24 protein-coding genes and 2 pseudogenes are annotated in these 20,671 nt (G+C 39.1%); 21 read left to right on the forward strand and 5 right to left on the reverse strand.

The features are described from left to right. Nucleotides 1-371: 371 nt before the first annotated feature. From ACYQ21_RS10160 to hisE, 19 genes are all read left to right on the forward strand, one after another. Complete coding sequence (locus ACYQ21_RS10160) at nt 372-1,046, forward strand: ABC transporter ATP-binding protein (protein WP_460058255.1); 675 nt, start codon at nt 372-374, stop codon at nt 1,044-1,046. A 185-nt stretch (nt 1,047-1,231) separates the two neighbouring features. Continuing rightward, nucleotides 1,232-2,032 carry an ABC transporter permease gene (locus ACYQ21_RS10165; protein WP_460058257.1) on the forward strand — a complete coding sequence of 267 codons (801 nt, stop codon included), beginning with the start codon at nt 1,232-1,234 and terminating at the stop codon, nt 2,030-2,032. 116 nt (nt 2,033-2,148) lie between these two features. Further along, a complete protein-coding gene (locus tag ACYQ21_RS10170; protein ID WP_460058259.1) occupies nt 2,149-2,637 on the forward strand; it encodes a CPBP family intramembrane glutamic endopeptidase in 489 nt (162 codons plus the stop codon). A gap of 52 nt (nt 2,638-2,689) precedes the next feature. Further along, nucleotides 2,690-3,079, forward strand: coding sequence for a hypothetical protein (locus tag ACYQ21_RS10175; RefSeq protein ID WP_460058261.1), 390 nt, complete (start codon nt 2,690-2,692; stop codon nt 3,077-3,079). 429 nt (nt 3,080-3,508) lie between these two features. Beyond that, entirely contained in the window at nt 3,509-4,633 is a 1,125-nt protein-coding gene (locus tag ACYQ21_RS10180; RefSeq protein ID WP_460058263.1) for an ABC transporter ATP-binding protein, read from the forward strand. A 1-nt stretch (nt 4,634) separates the two neighbouring features. Next, nucleotides 4,635-5,078, forward strand: coding sequence for an ATP-binding cassette domain-containing protein (locus ACYQ21_RS10185; RefSeq protein WP_460058265.1), 444 nt, complete (start codon nt 4,635-4,637; stop codon nt 5,076-5,078). Between the two features lie 513 nt (nt 5,079-5,591). Beyond that, nucleotides 5,592-6,647, forward strand: coding sequence for a histidinol-phosphate transaminase (hisC, locus tag ACYQ21_RS10190; protein ID WP_460058295.1), 1,056 nt, complete (start codon nt 5,592-5,594; stop codon nt 6,645-6,647). Further along, nucleotides 6,644-7,603: an ATP phosphoribosyltransferase regulatory subunit gene (locus tag ACYQ21_RS10195; RefSeq protein WP_460058267.1), complete on the forward strand. Its 960-nt coding sequence runs from the start codon at nt 6,644-6,646 to the stop codon at nt 7,601-7,603. Before hisC ends, ACYQ21_RS10195 begins: the two co-directional genes overlap by 4 nt. Continuing rightward, nucleotides 7,600-8,241, forward strand: a complete 642-nt coding sequence (gene hisG / locus ACYQ21_RS10200; RefSeq protein ID WP_460058269.1) for an ATP phosphoribosyltransferase — start codon at nt 7,600-7,602, stop codon at nt 8,239-8,241. The genes ACYQ21_RS10195 and hisG overlap by 4 nt, the downstream gene beginning before the upstream one ends. A gap of 1 nt (nt 8,242) precedes the next feature. After that, entirely contained in the window at nt 8,243-9,529 is a 1,287-nt protein-coding gene (gene hisD, locus ACYQ21_RS10205; RefSeq protein WP_460058297.1) for a histidinol dehydrogenase, read from the forward strand. 35 nt (nt 9,530-9,564) lie between these two features. Then, nucleotides 9,565-10,290, forward strand: a complete 726-nt coding sequence (locus ACYQ21_RS10210; protein WP_460058299.1) for an ABC transporter ATP-binding protein — start codon at nt 9,565-9,567, stop codon at nt 10,288-10,290. Next, nucleotides 10,274-11,956 (forward strand): hypothetical protein, encoded by a 1,683-nt coding sequence (locus ACYQ21_RS10215; protein WP_460058271.1) that lies wholly within the window; start codon nt 10,274-10,276, stop codon nt 11,954-11,956. The genes ACYQ21_RS10210 and ACYQ21_RS10215 overlap by 17 nt, the downstream gene beginning before the upstream one ends. Nucleotides 11,957-11,969: 13 nt before the next feature. Beyond that, the gene (serB, locus tag ACYQ21_RS10220) at nt 11,970-12,623 is read left to right on the forward strand and encodes a phosphoserine phosphatase SerB (RefSeq protein ID WP_460058273.1); all 654 of its coding nucleotides are present in this window, start codon (nt 11,970-11,972) and stop codon (nt 12,621-12,623) included. Then, the gene (gene hisB, locus ACYQ21_RS10225; RefSeq protein ID WP_460058275.1) at nt 12,620-13,204 is read left to right on the forward strand and encodes an imidazoleglycerol-phosphate dehydratase HisB; all 585 of its coding nucleotides are present in this window, start codon (nt 12,620-12,622) and stop codon (nt 13,202-13,204) included. Before serB ends, hisB begins: the two co-directional genes overlap by 4 nt. 1 nt (nt 13,205) lies before the next feature. Continuing rightward, entirely contained in the window at nt 13,206-13,832 is a 627-nt protein-coding gene (gene hisH, locus ACYQ21_RS10230) for an imidazole glycerol phosphate synthase subunit HisH (RefSeq protein ID WP_460058277.1), read from the forward strand. Continuing rightward, nucleotides 13,810-14,532, forward strand: a complete 723-nt coding sequence (gene hisA, locus ACYQ21_RS10235; RefSeq protein WP_460058279.1) for a 1-(5-phosphoribosyl)-5-[(5-phosphoribosylamino)methylideneamino]imidazole-4-carboxamide isomerase — start codon at nt 13,810-13,812, stop codon at nt 14,530-14,532. Before hisH ends, hisA begins: the two co-directional genes overlap by 23 nt. 87 nt (nt 14,533-14,619) lie before the next feature. Further along, on the forward strand, nt 14,620-15,378 hold the full coding sequence (gene hisF, locus ACYQ21_RS10240; protein ID WP_460058281.1) for an imidazole glycerol phosphate synthase subunit HisF: 759 nt from the start codon (nt 14,620-14,622) through the stop codon (nt 15,376-15,378). Between the two features lies 1 nt (nt 15,379). Further along, on the forward strand, nt 15,380-15,742 hold the full coding sequence (hisI, locus tag ACYQ21_RS10245; protein ID WP_460058283.1) for a phosphoribosyl-AMP cyclohydrolase: 363 nt from the start codon (nt 15,380-15,382) through the stop codon (nt 15,740-15,742). Continuing rightward, complete coding sequence (hisE, locus tag ACYQ21_RS10250) at nt 15,735-16,049, forward strand: phosphoribosyl-ATP diphosphatase (RefSeq protein WP_314089171.1); 315 nt, start codon at nt 15,735-15,737, stop codon at nt 16,047-16,049. Before hisI ends, hisE begins: the two co-directional genes overlap by 8 nt. An 83-nt stretch (nt 16,050-16,132) precedes the next feature. On the opposite strand, the gene lepB (ACYQ21_RS10255) is transcribed toward hisE, so the two are convergent. Genes lepB (ACYQ21_RS10255) through rnhC form a run of 3 tightly spaced genes read right to left on the reverse strand, consistent with a single transcriptional unit; the run spans nt 16,133 to nt 18,192 of the window. Beyond that, nucleotides 16,133-16,705 carry a signal peptidase I gene (gene lepB, locus ACYQ21_RS10255; RefSeq protein WP_460058285.1) on the reverse strand — a complete coding sequence of 191 codons (573 nt, stop codon included), beginning with the start codon at nt 16,703-16,705 and terminating at the stop codon, nt 16,133-16,135. Nucleotides 16,706-16,723: 18 nt separating this feature from the next. Beyond that, nucleotides 16,724-17,317, reverse strand: coding sequence for a signal peptidase I (gene lepB, locus ACYQ21_RS10260; protein WP_460058287.1), 594 nt, complete (start codon nt 17,315-17,317; stop codon nt 16,724-16,726). After that, entirely contained in the window at nt 17,314-18,192 is an 879-nt protein-coding gene (rnhC, locus tag ACYQ21_RS10265; protein ID WP_460058289.1) for a ribonuclease HIII, read from the reverse strand. Before rnhC ends, lepB (ACYQ21_RS10260) begins: the two co-directional genes overlap by 4 nt. Before the next feature lie 170 nt (nt 18,193-18,362). Between rnhC and rplM the strand changes: the two genes are divergently transcribed. Next, on the forward strand, nt 18,363-18,809 hold the full coding sequence (rplM, locus tag ACYQ21_RS10270) for a 50S ribosomal protein L13 (RefSeq protein WP_460058291.1): 447 nt from the start codon (nt 18,363-18,365) through the stop codon (nt 18,807-18,809). Between the two features lie 13 nt (nt 18,810-18,822). Continuing rightward, nucleotides 18,823-19,215, forward strand: a complete 393-nt coding sequence (rpsI, locus tag ACYQ21_RS10275; protein ID WP_460058293.1) for a 30S ribosomal protein S9 — start codon at nt 18,823-18,825, stop codon at nt 19,213-19,215. A 116-nt stretch (nt 19,216-19,331) separates the two neighbouring features. On the opposite strand, the pseudogene ACYQ21_RS10280 reads toward rpsI, so the two are convergent. Both ACYQ21_RS10280 and ACYQ21_RS10285 read right to left on the reverse strand, forming a co-directional pair. After that, nucleotides 19,332-20,339: pseudogene (locus ACYQ21_RS10280) on the reverse strand (site-specific integrase); the annotation flags it as partial. Between the two features lie 198 nt (nt 20,340-20,537). After that, a pseudogene (locus tag ACYQ21_RS10285) lies at nt 20,538-20,671 on the reverse strand (tyrosine-type recombinase/integrase); the annotation flags it as partial.

A 20,671-nucleotide genomic window follows, 5' to 3' on the forward strand; every position in this document is an offset into this window, starting at 1 on the left:
AGGAGGCATATGGATCAATAAAATTTTATTGAGCACAAGTCCTTGATAGCACTTGCGAAAAAATGAATTTTTCGTAGGCTTATTTAGTGTACCTTAGTTTCATAAATCTTGTAAAATAAATTTACAATTAATACTTGACTTATTACCACTAGACTTAATTTTTAGTATATCTTATTATATACTAGATTTTTCATATTTATGAAAAGTGGAAAATATTCCTTTTATTAGAACTATTTCTAAAAAGTGGAAGATTTTCCACTTTTTAAATTTGGTATTTTTTTGTGATAGAATTAATTCATAAGTTGGTTCGAACGATTAATCTATAAAATAAAAATAGAGTATAGTGGAAGAGATTATGGAGAATACACAACATGTCTAGTCATCTATTAATAGAAATGAATGATTTTGGAAAAATTTTTTTAAGTCATGATGAAGGAACGATTATAGTAAAAAATTTAAATTTTTCTATTACTAAAGGGGAATTTGTTTCAATTATTGGTAAGTCTGGTTCAGATAAATCAACTTTATTGAATATTATTGGTTTATTAGATAATAAATTTGAGGGTTCTTATCGCTTTGATAATCTGATAGTCAGTGAAATGTCAGAAGAAGAACTTACAAAGAAAAGGAATCAAGCGATTGGCTTTGTATTTCAGAATTATAATCTTTTACCAGAATATACAGTAAAAGAAAATATATTGATTCCTAATATTTATTCAGATAAAAAAATTGAAGAAAGTGCCATAGACAAAGTTTTAGAATCAGTTGGGCTTTTGGGTAAGAAGAATGCTTTTCCAAAAGCTCTATCAGGTGGTCAGCAACAACGGGTAGCAATTGCTCGCGCAATAATACATGAACCACAGATTATTATTGCTGACGAACCGACGGGTGCACTTGATGAAGAAACTGGTAAGCAAATTATGGCATTACTTACAGAATTAAACGAAAAAGGACATACTATTCTTATGGTTACACATGATTTAGAAGTTGCTGCTTATTCTCAGCAAAAGTATCAATTAGTAGATGAAACATTGGTAAAAATATGAAATCAAAAACTATTTACAAAATTTTTAAAGATACACTTTTACAAATATCAAGACATCGTGTCAAGAGTTTTATGACCTTATTTTCAATTGCGATTGCGGTATTAACAATCTTATTAATCCTATCTAGTAATGCTTATCTGAATCAAAATTTAGATGAGTAGTTAGGGTCTGGTGCTCAGATAACAGTGATATATGAGCCTGAAAATAGTACAAAAAATGAAGGTTTTACTTCTTCAGATGTAGATTTAATAAAAAGTGTGACTAGTGTTGACAAGGTCAGTTTACATGGTGAAGGGTTATCAAGACAGCTTCCTATTAAATTTGGAGAACAGGTATCGCAGAAAACAGTTCGCTCATTGGAAGAAGTTGCGCGAAATGTTAATTTATCTGTTATGAGTGGCGATAAAAAATCTATTACCGATGTCGGTTCTCAAAATGCAATGATTAGTGACGAGTTGGCACATCAATTCTTAAATGATGATGATATTTCAAAAATTATCGGTAAAACGCTAGCTATTAAAAATGAGGAAGTTACAATAATTGGGTTATACTACACGACAAGTGATACGACTTTGTTTCCTGATATCGTGATTAGTAGTCAGTTACTTGAAAAAATTCAGTCACAAGTCTATGACAATATGGTAATAGATACGAAAATAGCTAATCATTCTAAGTTAAGATATGAGATTCTTAATTTGTTGAACTCAAAAGGCAGTAATAGAGAGAAGGGACGGTATGCTGCCGATAATAATGAAAAAGCTTTAAGTGAATCTAAAAGCGCTGCAAAGGCTGGTCAAATCTTGTTTATTATGATAGGGAGTGTTTCTCTATTTGTTGCAGGTTTTGGTGTTATGAATGCCCTATACGCATCTATTTCAGAAAGAAGTAAGGAAATTGCAATACGGCGATCGTTGGGGGCTTCAAAATTTGGGGTTCAGTTAGCCTTTCAAATTGAGGGAACTTTATTAACAATTGGGGTTGCATGATTAGGAATAGAAAGTTAAATGCAATCTTACAAAATTTTATTCTGGTTGTTATAAGTTCGACTGTACCAGCATTTGGTATAATTTTTCTTTGGCTGTTTTCAACAAAAATTGACACGATGATGACTGATTTATGGAATAAAATTATATACTTTATTTTTGTATTAGTTGGCATATGGTTTATTGATAAAATAAATGATACGAATGAGGGGATAGGTGTAAAAAACTACAAAAATAGTTTTATTAGTGTTTTTATTTTTGGAGTTATCATGGTATCTGTTTTTAGCTATCTGAAAGATGAAGTGCTTTGGCGAATAATTATTTTAGTTATAACGTATATCCTTGTTGGTATATCGGAAGAAATACTGTATCGGAGCTATATGATTAATAGTCTGAAGGATTCGGGTTTTTCGTTTTGGCATGTCAATCTAATACAAGCAGTAATTTTCGCTTTTGTTGGTCACTATGGTCTCTCTTTAACTGATAATCTAGTCTTTAGATTACCATTTGGTTTGATTTTTGGTTTATTAACTAGAAAAATTAAGTCAATCGTTATACTGGGAGAAATCCATGCGATGTATGATTTAATTTTATGGTTCTATTTTTAGGGAGGAAAAGTTTGAAAAAATGAAAATTAGGAAATTTGATATATTTTTATCCATGTTGATTTTAGTAGTTGTTATAGCACTTTTATTGACATTAAGAAAGATTAATATTGTTCAATTTATCGCTGTTAGTATGTTATTATCAGTACTTTGGTGTTGGTTAAGTGCGCATTTGTTAGTTCATATAACATTTCGGTATAAAATCATCAAAATACTAATGCTTATTTTCCCAAGTCTAATGTTTGTATTTTTATTCTATGGCATTTTCTGGCAGTATATTCCTATGGACATAATTGAAAATAATAGCCACTTTGGTCCTAGTGAGAGTGTTGTCTTTAATTCAGATATTAATTTAGGGACTTATTTAGCAAACTTGGTGCAACAACTTGTGATTACAACTGTTTTATACATCATTATGAAATATGTAAAAAAATTGAAGCATTAAAACAATGTGGTATTGACTAGTTTTCATGTAAGTCCAAATATTTTATAGAGAGGAGTCAACCTAATGAAATTTAAAAAATTTTTGAAAACTGTTTGATTTTGGGGTGCATATACACATTATACCTATTACGAAAACGGTAAAGTGAAAAGCTAATATTGATTAACTTTTCAAAGTGGTGCAGAACATCTGATTGTTCTGCATTTTTCTATGCTAGAGTACATGCCTAATAGATGAAAAGCAATATTATTACGATAGTGTTTTTGGAAAGAACTGACGAAATGGATAATACGACAATGAATCTCAAATCTTTTATAGGATTAATAAAAAAATCTAAACCGAAATATTAGCAATTTCTGTTTGGTCTTATTTTTGGTATAATTTCAACAGCTATACAGTTAGCTGCTCCTCAATATGTTGCCAAACTTATCAATGGTTTTACAAAAGGCATTAATTTTATTTATACTATTAGCCTATTTGTCATCAGCTATTGCTAGTTGTATTTCAGGTATTTTTCTTGGTTTTTTCGGGGAAAATATTGTATTAAATATGCGAAATGTACTATGGACTAAATTGATGTACTTGAAATTACAATATTACGATAAAAATAAATCTGGAGAAATTGTATCACGATTAACAAATGATTCAACACAGTTAAAATTTCTTTTGTCAACCTCGTTTCCACAGATGCTATTATCGGTTATAGCTATTATAGGGTCAATTGTACTACTCATACATATGGATTGGAAAATGGCATTAGTTATGATTGTGACATTACCAATTACGGTCTTAAGTTTGTTTCCGATAATGCTTAAATTTGGTAAAATTGGACAACAAAGGCAAGATATCTTATCAACTTTTACAGGAAGAGCAGCTGAGTTTTTGAGGGAGATTCGTCTTGTCAAAGCGTCTAATGGAGAATTAAATGCGATTGAATCGGTTGAGAAGGAGACAGGTAAACTATACAAAATTGGACAAAAAGAAGTCATTTTACAGTCAGCGTTAAATCCACTAATGACGACAGTTTTAATGTTATTGGTTTTAGGACTTTTATCCTTTGGTGCAAATCGTGTGGCTCGGGGTGAGATGACTTTTGGGGTTTTAGTTTCATTTTTAATGTATTTATTCCAATTAGTTGGTCCGATTGGTGTTGTTGGTCAATTTGCAAGTGATGTATCAGAAACACTTGGTTCTACGGAGCGTATCCGTTCTATACTAGATGAAGCGGAAGAAAAATTTTTAGATGGAGATTACGTAGATGTTCTAAACAAGGGATTAAGAATGGAAAATGTATGTTTTAGTTATGAATCGGGTAAACCTATTCTTAAAAACATTTTTTTTGAAGCGAAACCTAATGCTATTATCGCATTTGTCGGACCGTCAGGAAGTGGTAAATCAACTATTTTCAATATCTTAGAGCGATTTTATCCACCATTATCTGGTACTATATTTATTGGAGATCAAAATATACAAGAAATAAATTTAAATCATTGGAGAAAGCAGATTGGTTTTGTGGGTCAAGATGTGATGATTTTTTTCAGGCACTATACGAGATAATATGATATATGGATTAGAACAAACTTATACTGATAAAGAACTTTGGAAAGCGCTTGAATTAGCTAATGCTAAAAAATTTGTATTCAATATGACAAATGGATTGGATACAGAGGTTGGTGAAAATGGTAACCGTTTGTCTGGTGGTCAGCGTCAAAGATTATCTATTGCTAGAGCTTTTCTACGTGAACCTAAAATTCTGATATTAGACGAAGCAACAGCAAGCTTTGATTCAGAATCAGAAAGTATGATTCAAAAATCTTTAGAAAAATTGACGAAAGGACGTACAACATTAGTCATTGCCCACAGGTTGAGCACAATAATTAGTTCTGATTTAATTTATTTTATTGAGGAAGGTGCTGTAAGTGGTGTAGGGAACCATGATTATTTGATTAATAATCATAAATTATATAGGGAGTACGTTGATATGCAACTTAAAAATTTATGATAGATAAACTTTTAAGTTGCATATCAATAATATTGAATAAGGTGCTTCTACATACTCGTATAACGTTTTTATGCATAAAGCCCGCATGCTTCTGCGATTACTCGTCGCACGGGGGTTTGCACTCCGCTTTGCTTCGTTTAAAACTTTGCTCCTGCGGTTACTCGTCGCAGAGCAATTTTTACTTGGTCGCAAAAATTGCTTGCTATTTTCTGAATTTTCTTGTAAAATGTAGTAAATAGACAAATCTGTGAAAGAAAGATACTTCTGTCAATTCTAAAGAGAGCGCTTGGTGCTGGGAAAGCGTGTAAAATCAGAGGTTACACATTCTTGAGAGGACATATGAAATAAAGTAGTGTGTCACGTTTCCCGCGTTAAGGGTGCAAGTCTTGACTTGCTGAGTAGCAGATGGCGACATTTGTTAGAAAAGAGGTGGTACCACGTTTAAACGTCCTTGTGAAGTTATTTCACTTGGGCGTTTTTGGCTCAATTTTGGGTTGACTTAATGATAAGGAGATTAAAATGAAGGGTTTGCGTCAAATAAAACCTTATGTGGCTGGAGCACAGCCGCAAGATAAAAAGATGATTAAAATTAATACCAATGAGAATGCTTTTCCACCAAGTCCGGGTGTTTTGCAGGCTTTGGCATCATTTGATGGACAAGTTTTACGGCAATATTCTTCTTTGGAAAATAATGCCTTACGTGATAAATTAGCGGAAAACTTGGGTGTTAATCGAGAACAAATCATTGTTGGTAATGGGTCGGATGATATTTTAGCTTTGGCTTTCTTGAGCTTTTTTAATTCAGATGATGCTGTTCTTTTCCCTGATATAACTTATGGCTTCTACAAGGTTTGGGCAGATTTATTTCGAATTCCATTTGAAGAAGTGCCGCTTTCGGGTGAATTTGAGATTGTGACAACTGACTATACGAATCGAGTTAATGGTGGGATTGTGATTGCTAATCCAAATGCACCAACGGGTATTTTCAAAGATTTGTCTGAGGTTGAAGCGATTGTTGCGGCAAATCAAGATGTGGTGGTGATCATTGACGAGGCTTATATTGCTTTTGGTGGGCAATCCGCCTTACCTTTGCTCGAACAATATGACAATGTTTTTATCACTCGGACTTTCTCTAAGGATGCGGCTTTGGCTGGTTTGCGGGTCGGTTATGGGATTGGGTCTCCGAAATTAATTTCGGTGATCAATGCGGTGAAAAATGCCTATAATCCCTATTCGGTTGATATGATTGCTGAGGCATTAGCGACTGCGGCGGTTGAGGATCATCTCTATTATGAGTGGGTCAACGCTGAAATATCAGAGACGCGAGATTGGTTTTCAGCTGAGTTAGGCGCGCTTGGTTTTGAAGTCCTTCCGTCGCTTACAAATTTCGTCTTAACGAAGCCTGCTGGCATTGCCGCAACAAGTTTGTTTGAATTTCTGCAAAGTAAGCAGATTTATGTGCGCTATTTTGGCGATAAGGGGCGTTTGTCGGATTATTTGAGGATGTCAATCGGGACGCAAGATGAGATGGCTAAAGTGATACAAGTGATAGGAGATTTGTTTGGATGAAAAATAAGCAATTAGCACCTGGTATGCACGATAAGCTGTTCAAGCGCGCACAGAGTGTGTATCAGATCGAGACCAAGGTTTCAAATTTTCTGATGGCGAGTGGGTTTAATCGGATTGATACACCGATGATTGAGTATGCTGGGGTTTTCGAGGATGAGCTAGATAATCATAACTATCATTTGTTTGATAAGCATGGTGATTTGCTTGTCATTCGGCCTGATGTGACGCAGTCGATTGCGCGTGTGGTGGCGACGACTAAGGTGACTTTGCCGATTAAATTTTCTTATAGTGGGAAGGTCTTTAGAAATCATGATGAGCTAAAGGGGTTGCAGAATGAACGGATGCAGGCTGGGATTGAAATTATTGGTTTCGATGCGGCTGTTGCAATTACGGAAGCCTTGGATTTGGCCAAGTCCAGTTTGCATTTGGCTGGGATCAAGGACTATCGCATTGAGCTGAGTCATGCGGGGATTTTACAGACGATTTTTGCAGCATTTGATGAGACGCAGGTTGAGCTACTGGCAACTCGAATTAAGAACAAGTCAATCACAGGCTTGACGGAGTTTGTTAAGCAAAATCCGAGTGAATTTGACGATTTTTTAATCAATTTACCCCGTTTATTTGGGTCAGCTGAAGATGTTTTGCAATCTGCTAAAAAGTGGGTCAAAAATCCCGAGATTTTAGCTGCTTTGGCAGAGATTGAAAACTTGAGTCATGATTTTGCGCAATCTACGGTTGATCTTGGAATGCTGGCTAAAAAAGATTACTATACTGGCGTGATGTTCCGAGTCTTTAGTGATAAGGTGCCTTATGCTTTTCTGAGCGGTGGTCGTTATGATAAATTGTTTGAGCGTTTTGATGCGGGGGCTGTTAGTGCGGTCGGCTGGGCTTTAGATGTTGATGCGGTTTATGAAGAAATACGTCAGGATATTGTTTTTGATGGAGGTGACGCATGATTACAATAGCATTGACCAAAGGTCGGATTGAAAAAGATACGGTTAAAATTCTTGCTGATGCTGGTTTTGATATGGGCTTTATGGCTGACAAAGGTCGTAATTTAATTTTCATCGATGAGGCTCAGGATTTGCGGTTTCTATTGGTGAAGGCGCCTGATGTGGCGACTTATGTCGAGCATGGCATTGCTGATTTGGGGGTTGTGGGCTCTGATGTGCTCTACGAACACCCAGGGTCTTATCTGGAAATGTTGGATTTGAATATTGGCCTGTGCAAATTTTCGGTTGCGAGTATTCCGTCTTATAATCCCTATGACCATAAGCGAAAGAAGATTGCGACCAAGTATCCAAAAATTGCCACTGATTTCTTCAATAGCAAGGATGAAGATGTCGAGATTGTATCAATTCAAGGCTCTGTGGAAATTGCACCGGTTATCGGATTAACTGATGCCATTGTCGACATTGTCGAAACGGGTAATACGCTAGTGGCCAATGGTTTGGTCGTGTTTGAAGATATTGTTCGAGTGTCGTCACGCTTGATTGCCAATAGTGCGAGTATTAAGAAAAATCCAGAGATTATGACGCTTATCGACCGACTACAAGCGGTTGTAGGAAATGAAGAGGTGGCTTTTAATGGTTAAAATGAAACGATTGACAGGTTCAGCAAAGGAAATATCGCAGATTTTAGACGCAGAATATGCCGCCTATGCCAAATCTCAAGATAATTTTGATGGCATTGTCGCAGAAATTATCGCTGATGTCCGTGCCAATGGGGATGCGGCTTTGCGGGCGTACTCGGAAAAATTTGATGGTTTGGCAATGACGTCGTTTGAAGTTTCACGTGAAACAATCAAGCGGGCTTTTGATGCGATTGATCCAGATGTTTTATTAGCCTTGCAAAATGCCAAGGAAAATATTGAGTCTTATCACAAACATCAGGTTGAGCCAGGTTTTGTGGATGCGCAGGCGTCAGGTGTGATTCGAGGTCAGCTTGTGCTACCGATCGAGAAAGTTGGAGTCTATGTGCCGGGTGGGACGGCAGCTTATCCGTCTAGTGTGTTGATGAACGTCTTGCCAGCGAAAATTGCGGGTGTGCCTGAGATTTATATGGTGACACCACCGCAAACTCAGTTTAATCCAGCGATTTTAGTCGCAGCTCAATTGGCGGGTGTGACGAAGATTTTCCAAGTTGGTGGGGCGCAGGCGATTGCTGCTTTAGCATATGGCACCCAATCAATCCCTAAAGTGGATAAGATTACGGGTCCTGGCAATGTCTTTGTGGCAACGGCGAAAAAACAAGTCTTTGGTCAAGTTGGGATAGATATGATTGCAGGGCCATCTGAAATCGGTGTGATTGCGGATAGCTCTGCTAATGCGGCCTATGTGGCGGCTGATTTGCTATCACAAGCTGAACATGACAAGCTTGCGCGGGCAGTGTTGGTAACTGATTCGGTCGAGTTAGCTGATGCGGTTGACCTTGAATTGGAAAAACAACTGCAAACTTTACCACGTGAAGCCATTGCTCGGGCATCTATTGAAAACAATGGTCGGACGATTATTGCCAATTCTGTTGATGAGATGTTTGACTTGATGAATGAAGTAGCACCTGAACATTTGGAAATTGCCTTGGACGATGCCATGACTTATCTACCAAAGATAAAAAATGCTGGGAGTATTTTCCTAGGACATTTTACGTCTGAGCCGATTGGCGACTACTATGCAGGAACAAATCACGTGCTACCAACGTCTGGTACAGCTCGATTTTACAGTGCCTTGGGTGTTTACGACTTTGTCAAGAGAAGTCAGTTTACCTATTACAGCCAAGATGCTGTTGCGGCAGCAACAAAAGATATTACGACTTTGGCCTATTCTGAAGGTTTGCAGGCACATGTGCGTGCGATTGAGATTCGTGGGGAAGTTGATAAATGACAGTAAAAATAGGCTCAATAGAATTAGGGGGGAAGATGCAACTTGCTTTAGAAAATATCAATAAGTCGTTTGATGATAAACAACTTTTTAATGATGTGACTTTTAAATTTGAGACGGGGAAAATTTATGGTTTGCTTGGTCGAAATGGCTCAGGGAAAACGACTTTGTTTAATTGTATTGCTCGGAATTTATCAGTGGATAGTGGCAGTATTGCCATCATTGATGATGTGGGGCAGGAAAACACTGCTTATGAGAATACTGAGATTGGTTTTGTCACAACGACGACGCATTTACCTGATTTTATGACAGGGTTAGAATTTGTTCGATTTGTTATGGATTTAAATCGGGAACGTTTGACGACACCCCTTTCGGCTAGTGATAATTTGACGAGATATGGTATCAAAGTCAGTGACCAAAATAAGCTCCTTCGAGATTATTCTCATGGGATGCAAAATAAGGTGCAAATGCTAGTAACTGAGGTAATAAATGCACCGATTTATTTATTAGACGAGCCGTTGACTAGCTTTGACCCGGTTGCGGCTTACGAGGTCAAGGAGCGGATTCGTGAATTGAAATCACGAGCAATTGTCATTTTCTCAACGCATATTTTGGAACTCACCAAGGAGTTGTGTGATGAGATTGTTTTATTGCATGACCAAAAATTAGAGGTATTAGGGAATGATAAACTTCAATCTCAAGATTTTGAAAAGGAGATTGTGACGATTTTGAGTGAGGAACATGATAATGATGCCTTATCTTAATTTTTATAAAAACTACTTGCAAATTCAAACTACCGAATTTCTGAACGGCTTGTGGTTTTGGTTACGTCGCATACCTTTCATCGGTCAATCTATCTCGCCAAAGTTTTATGGTATGAGAGATTTAAAGACTGTCATTTTAGTGATTTTTAAATGGTTGAGTTTGCCGGCAATAGTGCTTAGAAAAAGTGTATTCATTTTCATCGCTTGGCTAGTGGCTTTTATGCTTAAAAATTATTCCTTACAGAAGGAAACAGTTTTATGGGATACTTTTCGGATGGATTATCCCGAGATTTTTCATTGGACATTGACGCTATTTGTCATCTTTTGTCTTGTTGAGCAGTTGAGTTTTGCAGATGCCTCAAATAATAGTTTGTTTCAGGGGATTGAGTTTGCCGGGATGTTTCGGCTTTCCTACGGGGAGACCCTAAAAAAGCTCAATCGCATCAATCTTGTACTGAGTTTACTGGCCTATCTTTTGCCCCTAAGTATTTTAGGCCTTCTCTATCATCAGCCTTTTGTTGCAATTGTTTTACCCTCTAGTTTACGCGTATTGCTATTAAATCTTGCTCTATTTTTAGTGTCTCAACAGTGGTGGTCAAAGGTTTTAGACAAATACCAAGAGAAGAGCTTAAAAGATATTTATAGAGTTGTCATTTGGGTGGCTGGTTTAGTTAGTTTCCTCTATCTGACCTTAATTCAGATGCTATATTGGACAACTTTTTTAGCTTGGCTTGCCATGATATTAGCTATCGCTAGCTTCTGGCTAAGTTGGAAAAAGACATTATCGCAAGGCTATATTCGAAGCGTTTTCCGAAATAAGTCATTTCGAGACCAGATAGTGATGGATTTCAAAACAAATCAGTCAAATTCAGGCTTGAAGGCTGCACAAAAATCAAGTCAAAAAATTGAAGTGACTGACGAGCAAGACTTATTTGATAAATTTTCTGGTATCCAACTCTTGAATCGCCTACTTTTCAAGCGCTATCAAAAAATTTTTAAGAAGAAACTCATCCGTCGTTTAGGGATCATGGCGCTTATTTTCTTGGCGATAGTCGGTATTTATGGCTATCAAGTGATTCAATTTGAGAAAGCTAGTGATTTGACGTTTCATCAGGTGGGGAAGATTTTGCCGATTATCTTTTTTATCATGTATCCAACGAGCATGTCGAAAGAAATTGTTGCCATTTACTATACGAAGTGTGATCAAGCCATGTTGAACTATCCTTTTTATCGGACTGAACAAACCATATTGCAGAGTTTTATTGGGCGGTTGAAACAATTGTTTATGGCCAATACACCGATTGTCGGCGTACTCTTCGTCGATGTTTTCGCTGTGATACTTTTGTTCGGGAAAGATATTCCCATATCTTTTTATGGCTTGGTTATTTTTTACGGGGTTGCTGTCAATCTTTTGTTTTCATTTCATGAATTATTTCTCTATTATATTTTGCAACCATTTGATAGAGACGGTAACATGATAAATCCAATTTTTAGCGTTATTAACTGGATATTTTATTATTTCTGTATTCAAAATTATCAATTAGCGAGTAGTTTTAATAAAATAACATCTTATGTCATGATGATTTCGATTATCATTGTGACTTATGTCAGTCTTGGCTTAATCATTGTCAAACTAAAAGCACCCAAACGATTTAGATTAAAATAGAAATGGAGATGAGATGACAAAAACAAAAGGACTTCTGGTCATGGATGTGGACAGCACCTTGATTCAGGAAGAAGGCATTGATCTATTGGGCGAGATCGCAGGGAGCGGCGCTGAGATAGCGGACATCACCAGTTGCGCTATGAACGGCGAGTTAGATTTCGCTGAGGCGCTAGCCGCGCGGGTGGCTCTGCTCAAAGGCCTACCTGAGACCGTTTTCGCTGAGGTGCGCAAGCAAATTCATTTTACTGAAGGGGCGCATGACTTAGTCGAGGCCTTGCAGGCCAATGGTTGGAAAGTTGGCGTGGTATCGGGTGGTTTTCATGAAACGGTTGATGACCTAGCCCGTGAACTCGGGTTAGATTATGTCCGTGCAAATCACCTAGAAATTGTAGACGGTCGGCTCACCGGCAAGACAACAGGAGACGTTGTCACAAAAGGAGTGAAGTTAGCCAGCCTAAAAAAATGGGCAGTCGAATTAGGGCTTGAGCTATCTCAAACTGTCGCCATGGGCGACGGTGCCAACGATTTACCGATGATTTTGGCGAGTGGTATTGGGATTGCTTTTTGTGCCAAGCCAGTCGTGTGCGAACAAGCGCCCTACCAAATCAATACGCCAAATTTGGCGTTAGCCCTTGAAATTATCAAAGAAGTGAAAGGTAACTTATGAGACAAGCAGAAATCACACGCAACACAGCAGAAACCCAAATTACATTAGCAGTTAATTTAGACACCCAAACGCCTGTAGATATTCAAACCGGCGTTGGTTTCTTCGACCACATGTTAACCCTTTTCGCCAGTCACGGTCGCATGAGCCTAGTCGTTAAGGCTAATGGCGATTTGCACGTGGATAGTCATCATACGGTTGAAGATGTCGGCATTGCCCTTGGGCTAGCGCTCCGTGAGGCATTAGGTGACAAGGCGGGGATCAATCGTTACGGCACCTCTTTTGTGCCAATGGATGAGACCTTAGGCATGGCGAGTCTAGATTTATCAGGTCGGTCCTACCTCGTTTTTGATGCCGAGTTTACCAATCCAACCTTAGGTAATTTCGATACTGAATTAGTCGAAGAATTTTTCCAAGCCTTGGCTTTCAATGTGCAAATGAACTTGCACCTGAAAATTTTACATGGTAAAAATAATCATCATAAATCAGAATCCCTTTTCAAGGCAACAGGTCGCGCCTTACGTGAGGCAGTGACTTTGAATCCAGAGATTCATGGGGTGAATTCGACTAAAGGAGTACTGTAAGATGACCATTGCAGTGATTGATTACGATGCAGGCAACACAGCCAATGTCTTACGTGCCTTAAATAAAATCGGTGTCGACGCTATCTTGACAGCAGACCAAGCTATCATCCAGTCAGCGGACGGTTTGATTTTACCCGGTGTCGGTGCCTTTCCAACGGCTATGGCGGAGCTTGAAAAGCGTGACTTGGTTGCGACAATCAAAGCAGCAGTGGCGACTGGTACACCGCTCTTGGGCATTTGTCTGGGCATGCAGTTGCTACTGGATGCGTCAGAAGAACACGTTTTAACGAATGGTCTTAGCTTGATTCCGGGCATCTGTCGTGCCATTCCAGCAGGCGACAACCTGAAAGTCCCACATATGGGCTGGAACCAGCTGGATGTGGTCAAACCGACAGCGCTAACCGCGAACTTACAAGACAGCGCCGTTTACTTTGTCCATTCCTATTTCACAGATGTTGCCCCTGATTATTTAGATGTCACTGCAGATTATGGCATTAAAGTGCCAGCCATGATTTCTCATGGCCATGTCTACGGGGCGCAATTTCATCCTGAAAAATCAGGAGACGTTGGACTGGGTATCTTAGCAAAATTTAAGGAGGTTGTCTATGCAGATTCTACCAGCAATTGATATTAAGAATGGTCGTGCCGTTCGGTTGTTTAAAGGTGATTTTGCCCAGGAAACAGTCGTCAATGCCAGTCCATTGGCACAAGCTGAAATTTTTGCGGCTGCAGGGATTACTTATCTGCACGTTGTCGATTTGGATGGTGCACTAGATGGTCAGGCAACTAGCGCACCGATTATCGAAGAAATTGTCACCCAAACAGGGTTGAAAATTGAAGTTGGTGGCGGCATTCGGACCTTAGATCAGATTTCTGACTATCTGGCTAAAGGCGTTGATCGCGTGATTATTGGTTCCATGGCGGTTAAAAATCCTGACTTCGTGAAAGCTGCGCTTGCCCAATTCGGGGTAGATAAGATTGTCGTTGGGATTGACGCTAAAAAAGGCTTGGTCGCAACAGAAGGCTGGCTAGAAACGTCTGACGTAGATTATATTACTCTGGCACTTGAAATGGAAAAAATCGGTGTCCGCCTATTTGTTTATACAGACGTTGATCGGGATGGTACCTTGACTGGGCCGAACTTTGAACATTATGAAAAATTGCAGGCTGCCTTAACGAGTGCTACTGTTATCGCAAGTGGTGGGATTGCTCAGCTTTCCGACTTAACAAAATTAGCTGATATCGGCGTTGCTGGGATCATTGTCGGCAAGGCCTACTATAACGGTAATGTGAGTTTAGATGAACTGAAGACTTTGAGCGACCTTTAGTTCGCAAATGACCCTGCTTGGACGAAGCGTCAGCGTAGGTCAAGTTTCAAGATTTCACGAAGAGAAATCGCAGAAAGGAGTTTTGAGATGTTAGCAAAACGCATTGTGCCGTGTTTGGATGTTAAGGATGGGCGCGTGGTCAAGGGCGTTAATTTCGTCAATTTGACGGATGTTGGTGACCCGGCTGAGACGGCGAAAATTTATTATGAGCAGGGCTGTGATGAGCTTGTTTTTCTGGATATTACGGCGACGCATGAGGCGCGTGATACCATGGTAGACGTGGTGCGGACTGTTGCAGATCAGGTTTTCATCCCCTTTACAGTCGGTGGTGGCATTCGCTCGGTCGAGGACATGCACAAGATGCTCAAAGCCGGCGCAGACAAGGTAGGCATCAACTCCAGCGCAGTAGCTAATCCCGATCTGATTCGGCAGGGTGCCGAGAAGTTTGGGAACCAATGTATCGTGGTCGCAATCGACGCTAAAAAACAAGACGACGGTAGTTTTCATGTCTATGTTAATGGTGGGCGAAAGGACACAGGACTGGATGCCATAGAATGGGCGAAAAAGGCTATTTCTCTGGGCGCTGGCGAGATTCTTCTGACCAGTATGGACAAGGACGGTACAAAATCTGGCTATGATTTAGAGCTGAATACAGCAATTGCGACGGCGGTTAATGTGCCTGTTATTGCAAGTGGTGGTGCGGGGACGGCTGATGATATCGTCGAAGTCTTTGAGAAAACACCAGTCACAGCGGCTTTAGCTGCCAGTGTCTTCCATTATGGTGAAATTGATATTCATGATGTGAAAGTCAAAATGAAAGAAAATCAGATTGAGGTGCGTTTGTAAGATGAATAAAACGATTTTAAAAGACGAGACGGTTAAGATCAACTTTGCCAAAAGTCCAGATGGTCTGGTGCCTGTCATCGTCACAGATGTGGCTGACGGTCAGGTCTTGATGCTAGCCTACATGAATGAAGCAAGTTATCAGTTGACCTTAGAAACGCAAGAAACGTGGTATTGGTCACGCTCACGTCAAGAACTGTGGCACAAAGGCGAGACATCTGGCCATTATCAACACGTCAAAAAAATCACTGCAGACTGTGATTTGGATACCTTGTTGATTGCAGTCGAACAGATTGGCACAGCCTGCCATACAGGCACTAGAAGCTGTTTCTTTAATGACATTTTAGAGGAGATAAAGCATGATTGATGAGTTATACACCCAAGCCATAGCACGTCAAAAAGAGCCCAAAGCAGGCTCATATACCAATTATCTTTTTGACAAAGGTTTGGATAAAATCCTTAAAAAAGTAGGTGAAGAAGCAACAGAAGTCGTGATTGCAGCGAAAAATGCGGACAAGGCAGAGATTGCCAATGAAACAGCAGATATTTTCTATCATATCGCAGTCATGCTGGCTGAAACTGGTGTGACACCTGCTGATGTTCAGGCGGTTTTAGATGAACGCAATGGTAAGCAGTCCAATGTCCACGATAGGCCTGAGATTGAGGCGTATTAAACAGTAAAAAAGCATCTGAATAACTTAGTTTAACGACTAAGTTCAGATGCTTTTTATTGATATTTTCCTAAGGCTTAAAATAGCTAGGGTGCTTGAAATTTGATTTTACCAATTAATTCTTTTTTAGTAAAGGTTCCCAGTTGACGGGAATCTTGTGAGACTAGACGATTGTCGCCAAGTATAAAGTACTGTCCCTCAGGTACATGAACAGAAAAAGATGTCTTACCAGCTGCTGAAAGGGTAAAGGCTTGCGCACGCTCAGCTAGGCTTTGAAAAAAGGCATTGTAGCGATAGGTGCTTTGAAGTTTATCAGTCGCAAATTTTTTTTGATAATCTTTGAGATAAGGTTCGTCTACGACCTGACCGTTGAGAGTGAGTGTATCCTTGTCATAGGAGATGGTATCGCCAGGCAGACCAATCACACGTTTCAAGATATTTCCAGAACCTTGTTTTTTAGCAACGACAATATCAAACCGCTCAATTTGAGCTTTTTTGATAATAATTAGATGTTGGTTAGCGACAAAATTTGGATCCATTGCATGACCGTCAACAGTGACTGGTTGCCAGATATAAAGGCGACAAAGAAGGAGACTAATAAAGCAAAGCGTTACCAATAGGACGGCCCCATAGAGCCAGCACTTTTTAATAAATGTCATGACTAAGTCCTTCTTAGATTATAGCAAGCCGATTTTTTTTAGTGGCCAGATACGAAGTTTGGCTTCGCCGACGATGTCTTTTTTAGGGAAAGTACCGACTTGGCGAGAATCTTGTGAAACCAATCGGTTATCGCCCATCAGGAAGTATTGACCTTCAGGGACTTTAACTGTAAAGCTTGTCTGACCTTCTTTTGATAACGTAAAAGATTTGGCGTTCTTGGCTAGACTTTGGAAAAAGGAATTGAATTGGTAAGTTTGCTGTAGGTGGTCTATCGCGAGCTGTTTTTGATAGCTGGTCAAATAAGGTTCTTTGACCGTCTTACCATTGACTGTCAGCACATCATTGTTAAATGAAATGGTATCTCCGGGCAAACCAATCACACGTTTTACGATATTTTTAGTGTCCTGAGTTTCCTTGTTGTATTCTTTAGCGACGACGATATCCTGCCGCTTGATACTTGCTGTTCTAATGATAATCAGGCGTTCCTTATCAGCTAAGGTCGGATCCATGGAATGCCCATCAACGATGACTGGTTGCCACACATAGAGACGTAATAAGAGCATGACGATGACAAAGAGGGCAAAAGGTCCCCATTCTTTTAATAATTTCATTTGGCTAATTTCCTTGCTTTTTCTGTATTTGCGAAGTGCAGTTTGGCGACTTGGCTTAATGCCCCTTCACCGTACTGTTGGATGATTTGAGCGGCAACCACATCTGATTTGTGACCAGCACCGCTTGGCAGCGTAAGCTGAACATCTTGAGAGAGGTCTTCTAGATTGTTTAAGAACATTTCTCGAGCGATGACAGACGACACAGCGACTGCGTAGAACTGACTTTCCGCCTTTTGGCGCAATGTGATCTGACCTTTGGTTTGGTTCTTTTCTTTTTTAAGATACTTGCTATAATTTTTCTCAGTCGTGAAGGCATCGATGATGATATAATCGGGTGTCGTAGACAAAGCCTGTTCTAATAGAAAAATCGCTTGATTGTGTAGGGCGACTTTGACAGAAACAGCGTTGTAACCAGAGCTGATGACTTCGTTATATTTTTCCGGAGAGAGCAACAGTGCCCGATGCTGAATTTTTTCTTTTAGAATAGGCGCAATCTGCCGAATTTTGACATCCGTCAATTTTTTAGAATCGTCAACGCCTAATTTCTTGATGAGCGGTATATCAGCCTCACTTAGATAAGTTGCGACGACTGCTAAGCCACCAAAGTAGGAGCCATTGCCAACTTCGTCAGTACCGATGATGTTGGTTTGTTGGACTGGCACGGAGCTTGTTTCTTGGTAGCCAAATTTTGCGGCATAGGTCTCGGCTTGCTCACCTTGAAACATGACCTTGCCCGAAGTATAGACGGTAATCACACAGCCTTTTGGTTTAGCTAAAAACTGGGTATATGTATTGGATGAGGGCTGAGCCCAAGCTTGAAAAATTTCAACAAGGCGGGCAATATCAGCTGCAGACATTTTCAAAACAATGTTCATAAGTACTATTATAGCAAAAAAAACTTGACAAAACGTGTAAAAATGTGATATTATATAAAACGGTATTGTTTACCCCATTTTTAGGTCCCGGAAACTTGAAAATACCGTAGATGAATAAGGAACGATTCAGCTACACCTATGTAAACTACAGATAAAAAATTGGAGAAATCATGAACAAAACTACATATTTCGCTAAACCAGGCGAAGTTGAACGTAAATGGCACGTTGTTGATGCGACAGATATTCCTTTGGGACGTTTGTCAGCAGTTGTTGCGAGCATCCTTCGCAGTAAAAACAAACCACAATACACACAACACACTGACACTGGCGATTTCGTCATCGTTGTCAATGCTGAAAAAGTGAAATTGACGGGTAAAAAAGCATCTGACAAGATTTACTACAAACACTCAATGTACCCAGGCGGATTGAAATCAATCACTGCTGGTGAATTGCGTGAGAAAAATGCAGTTCGTCTTATCGAAACTTCTGTAAAAGGGATGTTGCCACATAACACGCTTGGTCGTGCACAAGGCATGAAACTTAAAGTATTTGTTGGCGCTGAGCACACACACCAAGCTCAAAACCCAGAAGTGCTTGACATTACAGGATTAATCTAAGGAGGACTAGACATTGGCACAAGTACAATACCTCGGCACTGGACGCCGTAAAAATTCAGTAGCTCGTGTACGTTTGGTACCCGGCACTGGTAAAATCACAGTCAACAACAAAGATGTTGAAGAATATATCCCACACGCAGACTTGCGTTTGGTCATCAACCAACCATTTGGCGCAACTGAAACAGTTGGTGCTTACGACGTTCTTGTCAACGTTAATGGTGGTGGTTACGCTGGTCAAGCTGGCGCAATTCGTCACGGTATCTCACGTGCGCTTTTGAACGTAGACCCTGATTTCCGTGCGTCATTGAAATGCGCTGGCTTGTTGACACGTGATGCTCGTATGGTTGAACGTAAAAAAGCTGGTCTTAAAAAAGCTCGTAAAGCTTCACAATTCTCAAAACGTTAATATCTCAATCATATCAACGTTTCAAAGCACTTTATGGTTCACACCATAGGGTGTTTTTTTGTTCGTTTTTAGCAAAGTTCACACCAAAATTCACACCATATTCACACCATTGGTTTTTAGAGATGGCGATAAGCAATCTCGCCGACAGCCATAGGAACAACATTTGAAGTATTGATATAGGTTTGAGTTATGTCTATTCCACTATGCGTCAAGGCTTCTGAGATAGCTTCTAAAGAAGTACCTGCTTGTTTGGCTAGAGTTGCTCCAGTATGTCGCAATTTGTGCGGTGTAGCGTGTACAAGGTCAGTATGTCGCTTTTTAATAGCATTCATTCGATAATTGAGATAGTCAGCATGTAGTGGTTTGTTTACGTTCCCTTTAGTATCAATATACGTAAATACAAATTGTTTATTGGTTTGAATGATATTAAATTTTGCAAGCTCATGTTTTTGTTGGACTTTCCAATCTTGAAGCATAATAACCAATTCTTTAGGGATTGAAAAAATTGTCTTTTTGTTTCCTTTTGTTGATTTGACATTCCCATGCCTATCTAATGCTTGAATTAAATGAATTTCAGCTTTTTTGAAATCAATGTGTTGCCATTCCAGACCATAGGTTTCCGATTTTCGGTCAGAAAGAAAAAATGTTGTAAAGAATAAGACATAGTCTTTTAACTCTAAATCTCCACTTTCTAAATCATCAGAAATCGCCTTTAACCAATCTCGAAGTTCATTCTGAGAGAGGTACAAATCTTCATCACGTTTGGCTTCACGTAACCTAATTTTCTTTGTTGGTTTAATGCGCTTTAAAGTCTTAGAAATTTTATTAGATTCAATGTATTCTAATTCTTCTGCCCAGTCAAAGATAGAGTTGACATAGCTTCTGATAACTTTGAAGTTGGCATATTCATCAGCTTTAACAGTCATCAAATTCAAAATAACCTGCTTATTCTGATTAAGAAAGTTAATCGAGTAGTTACCAAGCATAGGTAAAATATGCTTTCTAAATACTAAAGCTGTATTTTCTACTGTAACTTTTGTAGGCGGTTTAATTGTACTGGTTGTCTGCCCCGCAGTGTAAGATTTCCACCAAACGTGATTGAAAAAATCTGAAAAGAGAAACGACTCATATTTTGCCACCTCTTCCAAAACCTCTGTAAATCCCACCGTTGTCACGTTTTTTGTAAATATATTTTTTGAACATTTATCTTTATTTCCCTCATATTCCCTATTTTTCATTCATTTTTGCCCAGAATTGCCCAGAATTTCCAAATCACTTTTTATTAAATAACATCCTAGGAAACTCTTGTTAAGATTACTTTTTTATAGCGCAATCTTGTTCAATTCCTTAACTGCGACATCAGACATTTTTTTGGTAACGTGCGTATAGATTGAAGTTGTAATCTTAGGGTCTCTATGCCCTACCCTCTCCATTATAGCAGTTTGACTAACACCTG

Source organism: Pseudolactococcus yaeyamensis, from assembly GCF_054658615.1.